Source organism: Actinoplanes sp. DH11 (assembly GCF_020873875.1).
Classification (GTDB): domain Bacteria; phylum Actinomycetota; class Actinomycetes; order Mycobacteriales; family Micromonosporaceae; genus Actinoplanes.
This window is the reverse complement of the sequence record NZ_JAHWGU010000002.1, coordinates 140223-156666: the sequence shown is the minus strand read 5'-3', so window position 1 is coordinate 156666 and position 16444 is coordinate 140223. Positions and strand designations below refer to the sequence as shown.

The 16444-nt window shown below is 70.6% G+C and carries 11 protein-coding genes; 7 read left to right on the top strand and 4 right to left on the bottom strand.

Annotated features, from left to right (window positions below; translation table 11 throughout):
• Window positions 1–306 precede the first annotated feature (306 nt).
• Entirely contained in the window at window positions 307–1257 is a 951-nt protein-coding gene (locus LPA41_RS03880) for a glycosyltransferase family 2 protein (RefSeq protein WP_229068352.1), read from the top strand.
• A gap of 55 nt (window positions 1258–1312) precedes the next feature.
• Here the strand turns inward: LPA41_RS03880 and LPA41_RS03875 are convergent, their stop codons facing one another.
• Genes LPA41_RS03875 through LPA41_RS03865 form a run of 3 tightly spaced genes read right to left on the bottom strand, consistent with a single transcriptional unit; the run spans window position 1313 to window position 4140 of the window.
• Window positions 1313–1981, bottom strand: coding sequence for a polysaccharide deacetylase family protein (locus LPA41_RS03875; RefSeq protein WP_229068351.1), 669 nt, complete (start codon window positions 1979–1981; stop codon window positions 1313–1315).
• 6 nt (window positions 1982–1987) lie between these two features.
• A complete protein-coding gene (locus tag LPA41_RS03870) occupies window positions 1988–2848 on the bottom strand; it encodes a glycosyltransferase family 2 protein (protein ID WP_229068349.1) in 861 nt (286 codons plus the stop codon).
• Window positions 2845–4140, bottom strand: coding sequence for a glycosyltransferase family 4 protein (locus LPA41_RS03865; RefSeq protein WP_229068347.1), 1296 nt, complete (start codon window positions 4138–4140; stop codon window positions 2845–2847). The genes LPA41_RS03870 and LPA41_RS03865 overlap by 4 nt, the downstream gene beginning before the upstream one ends.
• 338 nt (window positions 4141–4478) lie before the next feature.
• Here LPA41_RS03865 and LPA41_RS03860 point away from each other — a divergent pair, with 338 nt between their 5' ends.
• On the top strand, window positions 4479–5660 hold the full coding sequence (locus LPA41_RS03860) for an erythromycin esterase family protein (RefSeq protein ID WP_229068344.1): 1182 nt from the start codon (window positions 4479–4481) through the stop codon (window positions 5658–5660).
• A 9-nt stretch (window positions 5661–5669) separates the two neighbouring features.
• On the opposite strand, the gene LPA41_RS03855 is transcribed toward LPA41_RS03860, so the two are convergent.
• Window positions 5670–6743, bottom strand: coding sequence for a glycosyltransferase (locus LPA41_RS03855; protein ID WP_229068343.1), 1074 nt, complete (start codon window positions 6741–6743; stop codon window positions 5670–5672).
• 310 nt (window positions 6744–7053) lie between these two features.
• Between LPA41_RS03855 and LPA41_RS03850 the strand changes: the two genes are divergently transcribed.
• The 5 genes from LPA41_RS03850 (at window position 7054) to LPA41_RS03830 (ending at window position 16420) form a co-directional block, all read left to right on the top strand.
• Window positions 7054–8049 (top strand): hypothetical protein, encoded by a 996-nt coding sequence (locus tag LPA41_RS03850; protein WP_229068342.1) that lies wholly within the window; start codon window positions 7054–7056, stop codon window positions 8047–8049.
• Entirely contained in the window at window positions 8046–9437 is a 1392-nt protein-coding gene (locus LPA41_RS42660) for an O-antigen ligase (RefSeq protein WP_229068340.1), read from the top strand. The genes LPA41_RS03850 and LPA41_RS42660 overlap by 4 nt, the downstream gene beginning before the upstream one ends.
• 261 nt (window positions 9438–9698) lie before the next feature.
• Entirely contained in the window at window positions 9699–13583 is a 3885-nt protein-coding gene (locus tag LPA41_RS42655; RefSeq protein ID WP_229068338.1) for a DUF4082 domain-containing protein, read from the top strand.
• 129 nt (window positions 13584–13712) lie between these two features.
• Window positions 13713–14936, top strand: a complete 1224-nt coding sequence (locus LPA41_RS03835) for a glycosyltransferase (protein ID WP_229068337.1) — start codon at window positions 13713–13715, stop codon at window positions 14934–14936.
• Entirely contained in the window at window positions 14933–16420 is a 1488-nt protein-coding gene (locus LPA41_RS03830) for a lipopolysaccharide biosynthesis protein (protein WP_229068336.1), read from the top strand. The genes LPA41_RS03835 and LPA41_RS03830 overlap by 4 nt, the downstream gene beginning before the upstream one ends.
• Window positions 16421–16444 lie beyond the last annotated feature (24 nt).

Here is a 16444-nt window from a genome sequence, read left to right as displayed (position 1 = left end):
CACCGCGCGGTGCGGCCGCCGGCATCGTCAGCGTGAAGACATCGATCAGATCATTTCCCCGATGATCGGGGCTGGCTGCCGGAAAGACGACACGGATCGACCACCGTTGTTGGCCGGGGCACTTTTCGATCCTTGCGGCGGAAGCCCGGCGGCCGATCGGGCGCTGAGATCCGCCCGTTCGGCCAGCGGTCGCGGGGCGGGCCGCGACCGAGCGCTGGTTTCCGACACCGGCGATGACCATCCGGCCGTACCGGGCGGCCGGGAGGGACGGCAGGATGGGACCGTCCGCGAGACTGGGAGAACAAGTTGGACAGCAAGCCCGAGGCCGTGACACCCGAGACGGTGGCCGTGGTCGTCGTCACCTACAACAGCGAGCGGTTGCTGCCGGACCTCATCGCCTCGCTCGGCCCCGGTCTGGCCGGGGTGGACTGGAGTCTCACGGTCGCCGACAACGCCTCCGCGGACGACTCGGTGGGCGCGGTGCGCCGGCTCGCGCCGCACGCCACCGTCGTCGAGATGGGGCGCAACGCCGGCTACGCGGCGGGCATCAACGCGGCAGTGGCCAAGGCCGGCCCGTTCACCGCGGTGCTGGTGCTCAACCCGGACGTGCGGCTCACCCCGGGCTGCGTCCGTACCCTTCTCGAGGTCCTGCGCAAGCCCGGCACCGGCATCGCCGTGCCGCTGCTCACCGACGGCGACGGCGAGCTCATCCACACGATGCGCCGCGAGCCGGCCGCCCGCCGGGTGCTCGGTGACGCCGTGCTGGGTGCGGTGCGCGCCGGCCGTTACCCGGCGATCGGCGAGATGGTCACCGACGAGCGGCTCTACACCGCCGAGACCGTCACCGACTGGGCCGAGGGTTCCACGGTGCTGATCAGCGCCGAGTGCTGGAACGCGGTGGGGCCCTGGGACGAGTCGTTCTTCCTCTACTCGGAGGAGACCGACTTCGCGCTGCGCGCCCGCGACGCCGGTTACGCCACCCGGTTCACGCCGGCCGCGAAGGCCGTGCACCTGGAGGGCGACTCCAAGGTCTCGCCCGGCCTCTGGACGCTGCTGACGCTGAACAAGGTGCGGCTCTACGGCCGCCGGCACGGCCCGGTGCCGGCCGCCGGCTTCTGGGCGGCGCTGCTGCTGCGCGAGGCCAGCCGGGCGGCGCTCGGCAAGGAGCCCAGCAAGATGGCCGCCGGGGCCCTGATCAGCCCGGCGCGGCTGCGGGAAGCGCCCGGACCGCACACGGTGCACCGCACGAAGCAGTGACAACAATGCCCGGGACCGCACAGGTCCCGGGCGTTGTTGTCACTGCTGGGCGTCCCTAACGGAGCCGCTTGATGGTGCCGACCGCCTCCAGCTTCAGCTTGGTCAGCACGCCCGGCCCGACGAGCGCCTCGGCGCGCAGCGACGCCGGGGTGTCGTCGCGGCGCACGCTGTACCGAGGCTGCAACCAGTCGCCGCCGCGGGCCCGCCGCCGGTCGCTGGTGAACACCCGGGCGTACCCGAGCGAGCGCATCCGGGTGAGCAGCTGCCGGTCGTACCGGCCCAGCGGGCACGCGGCGGTGTCCACGGCGGTGCCGGTGACCGCGGCGATCTGCTCGCGGGCGGTGACCAGCTCGGTGTCGCTCGTCGCCTCGTCCATGCCCCGCCACGGCTTGTGCCACATGCCGTGGGTGCCGATCGTCATGCCCGCGCGCATCAGGGTGCGGATCTGGTCGGTGCTCAGGCTGCCGGGCTTGTCGAGCCGGGCGGCCAGCACGAAGAAGTCGGCGCTCAGGCCGCGCTCCACCAGGCCGGGCAGGCCGATCTCGGCGTCCGAGGCGTTGCCGTCGTCGAAGCTGATCCGCACCGAGGGCCAGCCGCGGATCTCGTCGAGGACCGCGTGGTAGAGGTCCTCGCTGATCCAGTAACGGTCCTCGCCGGGCTCCAGCTCACGCTGCGGCGTGCCGATGCCGTGGAAGCAGATGTTGATGACCGTGTCGTTCGCCATGATGTCCTATCGATCCGCGCCGGTCGTCTGCCGGGACGACTCGTCCCGGCCCCATGCGGCCCCGCCGTCACCGGCCTGCTTGGCGGCCCGCGCCGCCAGGACCGTGATCCCCACGTAGACCACCGCGGCGGGCGCCAGCCACGGCTTGGGCAGGACCACGTCGGTGAGCCAGGAGAGCCGCGCCGCCGGGCGCACCGGGACGGTGATCTCGCCCTGTGCGGCCGCCGCGCGCATCGCCGAGTTGCCACCGCGCACCCGGACCAGGCGTTTCACCAGGTCGGAGGTCCGGCGCGGGGTTTCCACCGCGGCGGTGTACGCGGTGACGTGACGCTTCTCCGCCGCGGTGAACTGCGAGTCGAGGAAGAGGTCGTCCGCGACCAGCTCGGGGAACCTGTCGAACCGGGCCCGGCCGGCCTCGGAGAGCGCCACCACGCCGCGCCCGAACAGTCCGTCGCGGAACACCGGCAGCCGCCCGTGCACCGCGAAGTAGGCGCGGACCGCCAGGGGCCGGCCGGCGAGCACCAGCCGGCGGCCGACCGTGGCGGCGAACGCGCCCTCGGCCCGCAGCGCGTCCGTCAGTGACCGCACCGCGGCGGTGCTCAGCACGATGTCGGCGTCCAGGTAGACCCGGGGGAAGCCGGTGGCCACCGCGTCACCGGCGTTGAGCGCGTTCGACTTGCCGGGCGTGGCCAGGTCGAGCACGCGCACGCCGGGCCGGGAACCGGCCACCTTCGCGGTGTCGTCGGTGCAGCCGTTGGCGACCACCGTGACGTCGAACTCGCCGGGCGCCGCGTCGGCGAGCAGCGTGTCCAGGCACCGCCCGATGACCGCGGCCTCGTTGTGCGCCGCGATGACGATGCTCGTCATGCCTGGTCCACCCGGCTCGGCTGCTCGGCGCCGGTGCGCTGCCGCGGGATGCGGGCGGTGGTGGGGGTGGCAGCGGCGGGGGCGGTGCGGCCGCGCAGCCGCTTGGAGAGCAGCCGCTCGAAGACCGACGCGTACGGCCCGGCCTGGTGCTCCCACGACAGCATGCTCAGGAACCGGTCGCGGCCCAGCTTGCGCATCTGCTGGCGGCGCTCCGGGTCGTCGAGCAGCTCGTTGATCACTTCGGCGAACTCCAGCGGGGCGCCGGTCGGCACGTACGCCCCGGCGTCACCCAGCGTGCGCCGGGTCTCGATCCCGTCGGCGGCCACGACCGGCAGCCCGCGGCCCACGTACTCCACCGTCTTGGCCATGGTGGAGAGCTGGTTCATCCGGGTCGGCAGGTCCGGCTGGATCGCCACGGTGGCCTGGCGCAGCACCGTGTCGACCTCGGAGCCGTTCAGCCAGCCGGTCAGCTCCACGACGTCCTCGAGGCCGCGCTCGGCGACCAGCGCGCGCACCGACGGCATGCTCTCGCCGTCGCCGGCCAGGACCATCTTCCAGCCGCCGCGGCCACGCAGGCGGATCAGTTCCTCGGCGGCCAGGACCACACCTTCGACGTTGTCCTGCGGGCCGAAGACGCCGAGGTAGACGACGCGCTTCACACCGTCCGGCGCGGTCACCTCCTCGGGGTCGCCGTCCACCGCGATCTCGGTGATCGACGGGCCGTTGCGGACCACCGTCACCTTGTCCGGGTGCACGCCCTTGCGGACCGCGTTGTCCTTGAACGACTGGTTGGTGGCGACCACCTCGGTGGCGGTGCGCAGAGTCAGCCACTCCAGGGCGTTGAGCATGCGCAGCACCCACTTGTTGGGCTCGCCACCCCGCGAGATGTAAACCTCCGGGCACAGGTCGTGGTGGTCGAACACCCACGGCCGGCCGATCGCGCGCAGCAGCAGCGCGAGCGGCCAGTAGACGTCCGGCGGGTTGCAGACCTGCACGGCGTGCGCACGCCCGGACAGGACCTCGCCGACGAGCCGGGTCGCGATGCACGCGAAGGACCAGCCGAACTCGATGCCGAACGTGAGCAGCCCGCTGCCGTAGACCTTCACCGGGTACGGCTTGAGCCGGGTGTTCCGGCTTCCGGGCAGGACCTTGAGGTTCTTGTCACCGCGTGGCGCGATGACCGTCACGTCGAAGCCCCTGGCCTCCAGCGTCAAGCATTCCCTGATGACCCGCCGGTCACGTTCGGCCGGCAGGTTGGCAATGAGAATGGTGACGTGCGGATTTTTTGACATCGTCTCGTCTGTCCCCCTGGGTCGCATCGACTCGATGGAAACAGTGCTGGATCCGTTCAAGTCGGAACACTGTCTTTCCGGGCGGGATCCTCTCATCCGTTTCAGTTAGACGGTCATCTTGATCCACTATAGGTGCTATGCCCGATTAGGCCGTCTTATCAGTTCCGTTAGGAATGCCCCCGAGTGGGCGTTGAATATTGACCCGGATGTACGTTATCGCGCATTGTCACTTGAAGATCACGCAGCGTGGTACGTGCCATATGTCGCACAGTGGACAGTGGACAGTGCCTTCGGGGTGCCGGCCGCCGCACTGGTGCCGGTCGATACGGTTCATGCTCATGACTCCTCGGACGGCGATTCCGGTGACCTCGATCCAGGACACCCTCGAACCGCTGGCGGCACGGCTCGGCGACGCCCGCGTGGTGGCCGTCGGGGAATCGGCGCATCACGTACCGCAGTACTGGGCGCTGCGCCACCGCCTGGTGAGACATCTGGTCGAGCGGCTCGGCTTCACCGTCGTCGCGATCGAGTCCGGGTTCAGTGAAGGCCTGTCCGTGGACCGGTGGATCCAGGGTGGCGACGGGGTGCCGGCCGAGGTGGCCCGGGCGGGCATGACGTACCGCCACGGCCGGCTCCCCGAGGAACAGCGGTTCCTCGCGATGCTGCGTGACCTGGCCGGTCGCGACACGCCCGTCCGTTTCGTCGGCATCGACCTGCCCGGTGACCTGGCCTCGATGACGCCCGCGCTGGACAGCCTCGGGCGCTACCTCACGATCGCCGACCCCGGGGCGCTGGACCTGCTGGACCGGATCCGCGGGCAGGCCGGCAAGTACGCGGGACCGCACACCGTTCCGGCATTCCTCGCCTACCGCTCCATGGCCGCGGCCGACCGCGACGAGCTGACCGTGCTGCTGGCCGAGCTCTCCGCACGCTTCGACGCGAACCGCCCGCTGCACCGCCGCTCGGTGGGGCCGCTCGCCGTCGCGACCGCCCGGCACGAGCTCCGCCTGGCCGTCCTGCTCGACCAGGCGTTGCGGGCACAGTGCGCGGGCTCGCTCGTTCCGAACGTCCGCGACGCCGCGATGGCCGAGACGACCCTCGGCCTGCTGGCCGGAGGGGATCACCGGGTCGTGCTGCTGGCCGCCAACTCGCACCTGCAACGGGTGCCGCTGAGGCTCGGCGACGTCGAGATCCCGGTACTCGGCAGCCACCTGGCGGACGAGCTCGGCGACGGCTTCCGGAACATCGCGGTGACCGCCGAGGCCGGCCGCACCCCGAGCCGGCGACCGGCGCCCGCCGACCCGGCCGGTGTCGAGATCGTCGAGGTGGACCTGGCCGATCCGGTGCCGGGAAGCCTCGAAGCCCTCCTGGCCGGACACCCGGGCGCCGCCCTGGCCGACCTGCGTCCGCTGCGTGCCGCAGCGGAGGGGCCGCAGCGCCTGCGGGTCCTGGACTCGTGGACCGAGGTGCCCGTGGCGGACGCCTTCGACCTGGCCGTCAGCCTTCCGTGGATCGGCTGACCGGCCGCTTCAGCTCGGCCGGCGCAGCGTGTCGTAGAAGGCGAGCAGGTCCTGGCGCAGGCCGTCCTCGTGGTAGCGCGCGTGAATCTGCTTCGCCGCCGCCCGCCCCGCCGCGGTCAGCGCGGCGGGGTCCTCGCGGTGCCGGCGCAGCGCGTCCTCCACAGCCACCGCGAAGGCCAGCAGGTCGGCCTCGGCGACCGGTGCGCAGTACGCCGGGTCGAAGAAGTCGCGCCCGGCGAGACCGGTGAAACCCACCACATAGGCGCCGCTGGCCATCGCCTCGGCCGGCGGCAGGCCGAAGCCCTCGCGCTCGCTGAAGCTCAGGAACACCGCGCAGGTCCGCAGCACGCCGGCGGTCTGCGCCTCGCTGAGCCCGTCGATCGGCACCAGTTCCCAGCCGTCCAGGACCCCGCGGTTGCGCAGGATGTGCAGCAGTTGCTCCTGCTCCCGGGCGCGACGCCGGGGCATGAACCCGATCCGCCGGCCGGCCGGGGCGTCGCCCGGGTGGAACAGCCGCTCGTCGACGACCACCCGGGCCTCGTGCACCGGCAGGCCGGGGAACGCGTGGCGCAGCAGCGCGGCGTTGTCCTGCGAGACGGTGAGCAGCGCCTCGAGGCCGCCGACACCGGCGTAGGGCGCCCCCGGCCCGGTGGTGCCGAACGGCACCCGGTCGAACGTCTGGTACGCGTTCTGGTTGAACACCACCGTGCGGCACCCATCCGGCAGCGCGCCCAGCCCGGGGCCGTAGAACTCCGGCACCACCAGCAGGTCACCGGTGCCGAGCGTCACGTCGCGGGCGGAGACGACGCGAGTCTCGTTGGCGAACCAGCCGACCCGGAAGCCGGGGCGGTCGTGCAGCACCGCGGCGGCGCGCCCGGCGGCGTTGAGCAGGTCGACGTGCCGGTATATGACCCGGATGCCGCCGGCCGGGGAGGCCTCGTCCGGCGTCAGGTAGTAGATCGTGCCGGTGCCCGCGGCGGCCGGGTCGAACCGGATCGCCGGGGGTGTGCGGCGGCGCAGGTCGCGGTTGCCGGCGGCGCGTCGCAGGGCGTCGCGGACCGGCCGCACGATCGGATTCGGCATGTCGCAGTGGCTCCACCAGGTCGGTTCCGGCCGGGTTTCGGCCGCGCCGCAACCCTCCCTGGCCGGACGGCCCCTGGCAACCACCGTTCGTACGGCCACCCGCGTCCGATTGCCGACCGGTTCCGTGACCGGAAGTACCCTAATATCGATACCTACGCCTCCATGTGACGTAAATCTTCGGTTGCACCTGCCGCGTATCCCGGGACTCCACTGGCGTTGTCCCGGCCGTGGACACTAGGTTCAATCCGCTGGTCGGGCTCTGACCGGCCTATTTCGCAAGCACAATCATCGGTAAGGGCAAGGGGAACGTGTGGACCTCTGGGACATGACCAAATTGCTGTTCCGGCGTTGGTACTTCTCGGCTCCGCTGCTCCTGGTGACGATGGTGCTCGTCGGGGTCGCAGCGGTGACGGTCAAGCCGGATTACAGCGCCAAGGGGCACATCCAGTTCATCCCGCCCGTCGGCACGGTGTCGAAGGAGGGTGAGAAGAACCCGATCGACAACCCGTGGTTCGACCTCGGCTACGAGGCGATGGCCAACGCGACGGTGATCGACGTCACGAAGAAGTCGGTCCTCGAGAAGATGGTCGCTCAGGGCCTGTCGGACAACATCACGGTCGCCATCGACCAGGTTCCGCTCTTCGTGATCGAAGCGGTCGGCAGCTCGCCCGAGCAGGCCACCGCGACCGTGCAGTTCGTGCAGAAGGCGATCGCGGACGCGGTCCAGCAGCGGCAGCAGACCCTGCGTGTCGCGAAGACCGAGATCATCACCACGCTGCAGCTCGACGACGGCAGCGAGGTCGAGACCAAGACGTCCAAGACGATGCGGGTGATGGTGGTCGCGGCCGGTCTCGGTCTGCTGCTCACCGCCGGCTTCACGATCGGTGTGGACGCGCTCCTGCGGTACCGCGCCCGTCGGCGCGAGGACGAGAACGAGCCCGCCGGTAGTGCGGCGGTCGGTTCCGTCGGCCTGGAGGGGCGCAACAACAGCAACGGCAACGGCAACGCGGTGCCGAACAGCTTCGAGGCCACCCAGGCGGTCATCCTGCCTCGCCCGGTCAACGGGGGGACCGCACCCAAGCCGGCCGAGCAGCAGCAACAGCAGCCCCAGGTCGCGCGTCCCGGCAACGGCCAGGGCGTGCCCCAGCAGCAGCGACGCTCCAGCAGCAGCAGCGACGGGACGTACCGGTCGAAGCAGAACCCGGCCGTGAACCCGGACCCGCGCCTCGAGCAGGCGCCGGCCGACGCCACCATCGTGCTGCCGCCGTGGGGTGGGAGGCGGGACGAGAAGGCTGACCGGCGGTGAGTGCCGCCACGGTCTCGCAGTCGCACCACCCGCTCGATTTCGAGCCGTCCCAACTCGACAGGCACGTCTACAGCTCCCGGCGGTACCGGGCGACGGTCGACGTCGTCACGCTCGTCTCGATCGCCGTGCTGCTGTTGTACGTCCTGCCCGGCACGCTCATCGTGCCGAACCTGACGTACGCGGGCCGGCCGGCCCTGCTGCTCTGCCTGCTCATGTTCGCGTGGTGGTGCCTGGCCCGGCTCAGCCCGAAGCTGCTGCTGGTCGGCCCGCAGCCGATCCGGTGGTTCCTCGGCCTCTATCTGGTTGCGAACGTCATGTCGTACATCGCGGGGATGTTGCGCGGCCTGCCCACCCAGGAGGCCAATGCGCAGAACTTCGCGATGTTGCAGCTGTTCCAGTTCCTGGGCGCGGCGCTCATCGTCGCCGACGGCGTGCAGAACTGGGACCGGCTCAACCGCCTGCTGCGCGTGATGGTCTACTGCGGCGGCTTCATGGCCGTGGTCGGCATCCTGCAGGCCACGCTCAAGATCGACGTCTCGGAGTACTTCGTCATTCCGGGCCTGGAGGTCAAGGGCGGCCTGGTCGGCTTCGGCACCCGGGGTGACGAGGGGCAGTTCCGGATCGCCGGCACGACGACGCACTACATCGAGTTCAGTGCGGTCGTGGCGATGCTGGTGCCGTTCGCCATCCACGTGGCCCGGTTCTCCGAGAAGAAGCTCCAGCGCTACCTCGGCGCGTTCTGCGGCTTCCTGCTGGCCGTGGCCAACCCGATGTCCATCTCCCGGACCGGCATCCTGGCGCTCGCGCTCGCGCTGATCATCATGGTGCCGATCTGGTCGTGGCGGCTGCGGTACACGTTCCTCTACATCGGCGTCGCCGCGGTGGTGTCGATCATGATGGTGAAGCCGGGCGTGCTCGGCACCATCAAGGCGATGTTCCTGAACATCGGCGTCGACCCCAGCATCGAGGGGCGCACCAACGACTACGAGATGGTCGGGCACTTCTTCGACCAGCGGCCCTGGCTGGGCAGGGGGCCGCGGACGCTGCTGGACGACCCGGTGCGCGACACGATCCTCGACAACCAGTGGCTCTACACGCTCGTCACCGGCGGAATCATCGGGGTGATCGCGCTGCTGGCGCTGCACATCGCGTCGATCACGCTGGCGGTCATCGCGCTGCGCCGCACGAAGGTCGACGAGTACCGGCACCTCTGTGTCGCGCTGATCTCCGCGCAGGCGGTCGCGGTCGTGGTGGGCGGAACGTTCGATTCGCTCTACTACACGACGTTCGCGATCACCCTTGCCCTGTTCTGCGGGATGTGCGGCACGGTCTGGCGTTTCACCCATCCCGCCCGAACAGTCCGAACCGCGACCGCACGCCGTTCGTGATCTCGGCCACTCCGGCACGCGGAGTGGGTCGTCATGATCGATAGAGTCGCCAGAGTTGATAACCGCCTGGTCAGGGCAGTGGCGCGGAGAGCGATCCGGCCTGGCCGGACGGACACTTTTATTTGTCGAAGCTGTGGTTAGCAGTCTGTTGAGTCGGCGTTACGCTCCCGCTGAAATCGAGCTTGAGCGCGCCAAGAATAACGACATCAGGCCGCAAACCGTCCAAAGGGGGCAGACGTCTTGAACTGGAAGGCGTTGCAAGTGGCCTTAACGGCACCGGACCGCAAACGATGGTCCCGCCGGCGCCGGCTGGGAGTGATCGCCGGTGCTGCCGTGACGGTGGCCGCCGGTGTCGTGATGGTGCCGGTGGCGGCCATTGCCGGTCCGTGCGACCCGGGTAACAACCCGATCGTCTGCGAGAACAGCAAGAAGGGCACGCCGAAGGGCGAGTGGGACATCGACGGTGCGGGCGACCCGAACCTTCAGGGTTTCGCCACCGACATCAGCGTGAACGCCGGCGCGCGCGTCGATTTCAAGATCAAGACTGACGCCTCCGAGTACACCGTCGACATCTACCGCCTCGGCTACTACGACGGTGACGGCGCCCGCTGGATCGACGACGTGGCGCCGGTCGGCAAGCAGGACCAGAAGGAGTGCGTCACCAACAGCGCCACCGAGCTGACCGACTGCGGCAACTGGGCGGTCTCGGCCTCCTGGGACGTCCCGGCGGACGCGGTCTCCGGCGTCTACATCGCGCGCCTGCACCGCGAGGACACCGATGGCTCCAGCCACATCACCTTCGTCGTCCGGCAGGACGCCAGCACCTCGGACCTCTTCTACCAGACGTCCGACGCCACCTGGCACGCCTACAACGTCTACGGCGGCTCGAGCTTCTACTCCGGGCAGGCCAACGGCCGGTCCTACACGCTGAGCTACAACCGGCCGTTCGCCGACCGGGCCAGCGTCGAGCGGCGCGACTTCCTCTTCGGCGCGGAATACCCGATGATCCGCTTCTTGGAGCGCAACGGGTACGACGTCAGCTACACCACGAACGTCGACAGCGACCGCCGCGGCGAGCTGATCAAGAACCACAAGGTCTTCCTCTCCGTCGGTCACGACGAGTACTGGTCGGAGAAGCAGCGCGACAACGTCGAGGCGGCCCGCGACGCCGGCACGCACCTGGCGTTCTTCAGCGGCAACTCGGTCTACTGGAAGACCCGCTACGAGCCGAGCCGGGACGGCAACAACGACCCGTACCGCACGCTCGTCAGCTACAAGGAGACCTGGGCCAACGCCAAGATCGACCCCTCCGACGAGTGGACCGGCACCTGGCGTGACGCCCGGTTCAGCCCGCCGTCCGACGGCGGCCGCCCGGAGAACTCGCTGATGGGCCAGATGTACATGGTCAACGACGGCGACCTGCCGGTGACGGTCAAGTCCGACGAGGGCAAGTACCGGCTCTGGCGGCACACCGACCTGACGAACATCCCGGCCGGTCAGTCGGTCGCCCTGGCGCCGCACACCGTCGGTTACGAATCCGACGAGGACGTCGACAACGGCTTCCGGCCCGAGGGCCTGGTCCGTCTCTCCACCACCACCGGCGACGTACCGCAGTACGTGCAGGACGGCTGGGGCAACAAGGTGGCGCCCGGCAAGACCACGCACCACCTGACCCTGTACCGCGCGGAGAGCGGCGCCCTGGTCTTCAGCGCCGGCTCGATCCAGTTCACCTGGGGTCTCGACGAGGTGCACGACGGCCAGGCGACGCCGACCGACAAGAACATGCAGCAGTCGGTGATCAACCTGTTCGCCGACATGGGTGTGCAGCCGGCCTCGCTGATGGGCGGACTTCAGGCGGCCACCGCGTCGACCGACAAGACCGCGCCCACCGCGGCGATCACCTCGCCGGCCGCCGGCACCAAGTTCACCCGCGGCAACCAGGTGACCGTCGAGGGCACCGCCACCGACGGTGGCGGCGGGCAGGTGGCAGGTGTCGAGGTCTCCGTCGACGGCGGCGAGAGCTGGCACGCGGCGACCGGCACGACCAACTGGTCGTACACCTTCTATGCCTCCGGCGTCAGCACGCAGACCGTGCAGGTCCGCGCCGCTGACGACAGCGCCAACCTGGGCAAGTCGCCGGTCAGCCGGGACTTCCAGCTCACCGGCCCGAACACGCTGTTCGGCACCCGGGTGCCGGCCACGCCCGCGGTCGAGGACGGCAGCCCGGTCGAGCTGGGGGTGCGCTTCACGCCCGAGGTCGACGGCTACGTCACCGGCATCCGCTTCTACAAGGGCCCCGGCAACACCGGCACGCACACCGGCACGCTCTGGACCAAGGCCGGCAAGGCGATTGCCACCGGGACCTTCCAGGACGAGACCACGACCGGCTGGCAGACGCTGACCTTCACCAAGCCGGTGGCGGTCGACGCGGACACCACCTACGTGGCGTCGTACTACGCGCCGAGCGGTAACTACGCCGCCGACAGCTGGGGCTTCATCCGGGACTGGACGAGCGGCCCGCTCACCGCGCCGCGGTCCGCACCGGCCGCCGGCAACGGCGTCTTCAAGTACGGCGCCGGCGGGGGCTTCCCCGAGGAGGCCTGGGACGCCGGCAACTACTACGTCGACGTCACGTTCTCGGTCAGCAGCGAACTGCCGCCCGTGGTGACCAGCACCTCGCCGGTCGACGAGGCCGGTTCGGTGCCGCTCGACGCGACGCCGTCGGCGATCTTCTCGAAGGAACTCAAGCCGTCCACTGTCACCTTCACGCTGACCGGGCGTGACGGTGCGGCGGTGGCGGGCACGACGGCGTACGACAACGCCCTCAAGAAGGTCACCTTCACCCCGGCGGCGCCGCTGCAGGGTGCGACCTCCTACACCGCCAAGGTCACCGGCGCCGACGCGGACGACCGTACCGGCACTTCGACCTGGTCGTTCTTCACCGCGATCGACGGTACGGTGCACTCGCTGTTCCCGTCCGACGCGGTGCCCACCACGGTCTCCTCGGGCGACAAGGACGCGGTGAACGTCGGCGTCAAGTTCACCCCGGGCGAGAACGGCAAGCTGGTCGGCATCCGCCTGTACCAGGGGCCGGGCAACACCGGCACGCACGAGGTGACGCTCTGGAACGCGAACGGCTCGAAGGTGACCTCGGCGACCCTGCCGAGCTCCACCGACACCGGCTGGCGGACCGCGTACTTCACCGACGCGCCGGCGCTCACCGCGGGCACCACGTACGTGGCGTCCTACCACGCCCCGAACGGCAACTACGCCGTCGACGGCGGGTACTTCGCGAATCCGATGACCAAGGGGCCGCTCACCGCGCCCGGCGGTGACAACGGCGTGTACCTGTACGGCGCCAACGCCTTCCCGGACAAGTCGTACAACTCGGCGAACTACTGGGTCGACCCGCTCTTCGTGAGCGACCTGCCGACCCCGGTGCCGCCGTCGCCGTCGCCGTCGGTCTCCACCTCCGCGTCACCCTCGGCGTCCGTCTCCGCGTCGGCCTCACCGTCGCCGTCGGTCTCGGCCTCCGAGTCCGCGTCCCCGTCGGCCTCCGCCTCGGCGTCGCCGTCGGAGTCGGTCCCGGCCTCGGCGTCCCCGTCGCCGTCGGAGTCGCCCTCGGCACCGGCGTCCCCGTCGCCGTCGCCGTCGACCTCACCCGCGCCGAACCTCCCGCCGTACGGCGTGTTCACCGACGCGGACACCCCGCAGACGGCCGCCTGGGACGACTCGGACCCCGTCGAGCTGGGCCTGAAGTTCGTGCCCTCGGTCAACGGCAAGGTGCACGGCGTCCGGTTCTACAAGGGAGCGGGCAACACGGGTACGCACGTCGGCAGCCTCTGGTCGCCGAACGGCACCGAGCTGGCGAAGGTGACGTTCAAGGACGAGACCGAGACGGGCTGGCAGACCGCCCTGTTCGCCGCGCCGATCACGGTGACGGCCGGCTACCAGTACGTGGTCTCCTACCACGCACCGAACGGGCACTACGCGGTGACCGGTGGCGTGTTCTCGGATCCCCGGACAGTCGCCGACCTGACGGTGCCGGGCAACGGATCCACCTACCGTTACGGCAACGGTGGATCCCGGCCGGAGTCGTCGTCCACGGCGAGCTACGGGGTCGACCTGTTGTTCACCGCGGGCTGACATCAGCGCACACAACTGAACAGTGAGCGGGTCGTGGGGCGGACGGTGCAAACCGTCCGCGCCACGGCTGCGCGGGCACCACGGCAGCGGCGGACCGTCCGCCGACCGCGACCGACTGGGGGAAACAGGGTGCGACTCATCGTCGGCCTGCATCATCTGGAACTCGGCGGCAGCCAGCTCAACGCCCTCGACCTGGCCGTCGCGATGCGCGACCACGGGCACGAGGTCGCCGTCTTCGGCAACTACACCGACCGTCCCGGGCCGATGGCCGACCGGGTCCGCGACAACGGCCTGCCGCTGATCGCCGAGCGGCATCCGGCGGAGCGGCTGGGCCGCACCATGCCGGCCCGTCCGGCGCTGTCGCGAGCCATCGCCCGCGCCGCCCGCGACTTCCGGGCCGATCTGCTGCACGTCTACGAGTTCTCGGTGGGGCTGGACGCCTTCTACGGCGCGCACGTGCGCCGCGGCATCCCGATCGTCACCACCATCTACGGCATGCGGGTGCCGCGCTGGATGCCCCGCTACGGCGAGATCATCGTCGGCACGCAGCAGCTGGTCGACGAGGCGGCCGCCTTCCGGGCCCGGCCCACGCTCATCGAGCCACCGGTGAACACCGACCACGACGACCCGGCGAAGGCCGACGTCCCGGCGTTCCGGGCGCAGCACGGCATCGCGCCCGGCGAGATCCTGATCAGCGTGGTGTCCCGGCTGGAGCCGGACATGAAGGCCGAGGGCATCCTGCGCACCATCCGTGCCGTCGGGCTGCTCGACGACTCCCGGGTGCGGTTCCTGGTGGTCGGCGGTGGCCCGTCCTTCGACGACGTGGCCGCCGAGGCCGAACGGGTCAACACGGCCCTGGGCCGTCCCGCGGTGATCATGGCGGGGTCGATGGAGGACCCGCGCCCGGCGTACGCGGCCGCCGACATCATGGTCGGGATGGGCGGCTCCGCGCTGCGGGCGATGGCGTTCGGCCGGCCGCTGGTGGTCCTCGGGATCAAGGGGTTCTTCCTCGGTGCCGGGCCACTGACCGCCGAGCACTTCCTGCGGGAGGGCTTCTACGGCATCGGTACCGGCGACGTCGACGCCGCACCGCTCGCGGCCGAGCTGCGAACCCTGATCGACGACCCGGCGCTGCGGGCCGAGCGCGGCGCCTGGGGCCGCCGGCTGGTGCTCGACCGGTTCAGCCTCACCGCCGCCGCGAAGACCCTGAACGCGGTCTACGAGCGGGCGCTGGCCCAGCCGGTGCCGCGGACCCGCCGGATCACCGAGGGCGCGCGGGTGGCCGGCCACAAGGCCGTCGCCGACCTGCTCTCCGACGGCGCGCGCCGCCGGGTGCGGCGGTTGCTCGGATGAGTCTGCAGGACCCGCCCGCCCCGCCCGTCGCACCGGTACCGCCGAACGAGCCGGGACTGTTCCAGAAAGCCTCCCGGGCCCTGGGCTGGAGCCTGGCCAGCACCATGCTGAGCCGGCTGAGCACGCTCGTCATCGGCATCGCGCTCGCCCGGATCCTGGGCCCGGAGGAGTTCGGCACGTTCGCGGTCGCCCTCGTGGTGCTCACCGCCGTGCTGAGCTTCAACGAGCTGGGCGTGAGCCTGGCGATCGTCCGGTGGCCCGACGACCCCGACGAGATCGCGCCGACCGTGGCCACCCTGTCGGTGCTGTCCAGCCTGCTCGTCTACGCCGGCTGTTACCTCGGCGCACCGGCGTTCGCCGCGGCGCTCGGCGACGAGAGCGCGGTGCCGGTGATCCGGGTGCTGGCGCTCAGCGTGATCGTTAGCGGTCTGGTGGCGACACCCGTCGGCCTGCTGCAACGCGCGTTCCAGCAGAAGCAGAAGACCGTCGCGGACCTGGTCACCAACTGGACCAGCGCGCTCGTGTCGATCGGGTTCGCGGTCTCCGGCGCCGGTGCGATGAGCCTCGCGGTCGGCCAGCTGACCGGGTCGGTCGCCGGTGCGATCCTGTTCTTCGTGTTCGCGCCGCGCGGCCTGCGGTTCGGCTTCAACCCGGCCAAGGCGCGGGCGCTGCTGAAGTTCGGCCTGCCGCTCGCCGGGTCCAGCATCATCGTCTTCGCGACCACCAATGTGGACCGGATCATCGTGGGCGCGGTGCTCGGGCCGGTGGCGCTCGGCTATTACACGCTCGCGCTCAACCTGGCGAACTGGCCGATCACCATCTTCTCCCAGCCGGTCCGCGCCGTGGTGCCGGCCGCACTGGCCCGCCTGCAGCACGACCGGCCGGCGCTGCGGTCGGCGTTCCTCTCCGGCGCCGGGCTGCTCGGCGTGATCGCGCTGCCGGCCTGCATGCTGCTGTCCGGCGCGGCCGCACCGCTGATCCGCTTCCTCTACGGCGACGTGTGGGAGCCGGCCGCCACGGTGCTGGTGTGGCTGGGCCTGCTCGCGGTGATGCGGATCCTGTTCGAGCTCTTCTACGACTACTTCGTGGTGCTGGCCAGCACCCGGGTCGTGCTGGCTGTGCAGGCGGTCTGGTTCGTGGCGCTGGTGCCGAGCCTCTACGTGGCGAGCACGCAGGGCGGTCTGTGGGCCGCCGCGGCGGTGCAGTTCGCGGTCGCCGTGGTCGTCGTCCTGCCGCTCTACCTGGTGGATCTGGCCCGCAGCGGAGTGAGCCTGGTCTCGCTGGCGTCCCGGCTCGCCCCGGCGGTGCTCGGTGGCGCGGTGGTCGCCGGCGCGGCGGTGCTCATCACCCGTACCGGGTGGCCCGATCTGGCGATCCTCGCCCTGTCCGGAGTGGTCGCGGCGGGTGTCGTGGCAGTGCTCGGCTACCGGATGCGGCATGTGGTGCGGGAACTGCGGACGGCCGGTGTGTCAACTGCTGAGTGATTCAGGCGATACGGATTCCCGGAC

What these genes read in the sequence shown, in the direction of transcription:
- LPA41_RS03875 (WP_229068351.1), bottom strand. Translation starts at nt 1,981, where the DNA reads ATGGCGAACGACACGGTCATCAACATCTGCTTCCACGGCATCGGCACG.
- LPA41_RS03870 (WP_229068349.1), bottom strand. Translation starts at nt 2,848, where the DNA reads ATGACGAGCATCGTCATCGCGGCGCACAACGAGGCCGCGGTCATCGGG.
- LPA41_RS03865 (WP_229068347.1), bottom strand. Translation starts at nt 4,140, where the DNA reads ATGTCAAAAAATCCGCACGTCACCATTCTCATTGCCAACCTGCCGGCC.
- LPA41_RS03860 (WP_229068344.1), top strand. Translation starts at nt 4,479, where the DNA reads ATGACTCCTCGGACGGCGATTCCGGTGACCTCGATCCAGGACACCCTC.
- LPA41_RS03855 (WP_229068343.1), bottom strand. Translation starts at nt 6,743, where the DNA reads ATGCCGAATCCGATCGTGCGGCCGGTCCGCGACGCCCTGCGACGCGCC.
- LPA41_RS03830 (WP_229068336.1), top strand. Translation starts at nt 14,933, where the DNA reads ATGAGTCTGCAGGACCCGCCCGCCCCGCCCGTCGCACCGGTACCGCCG.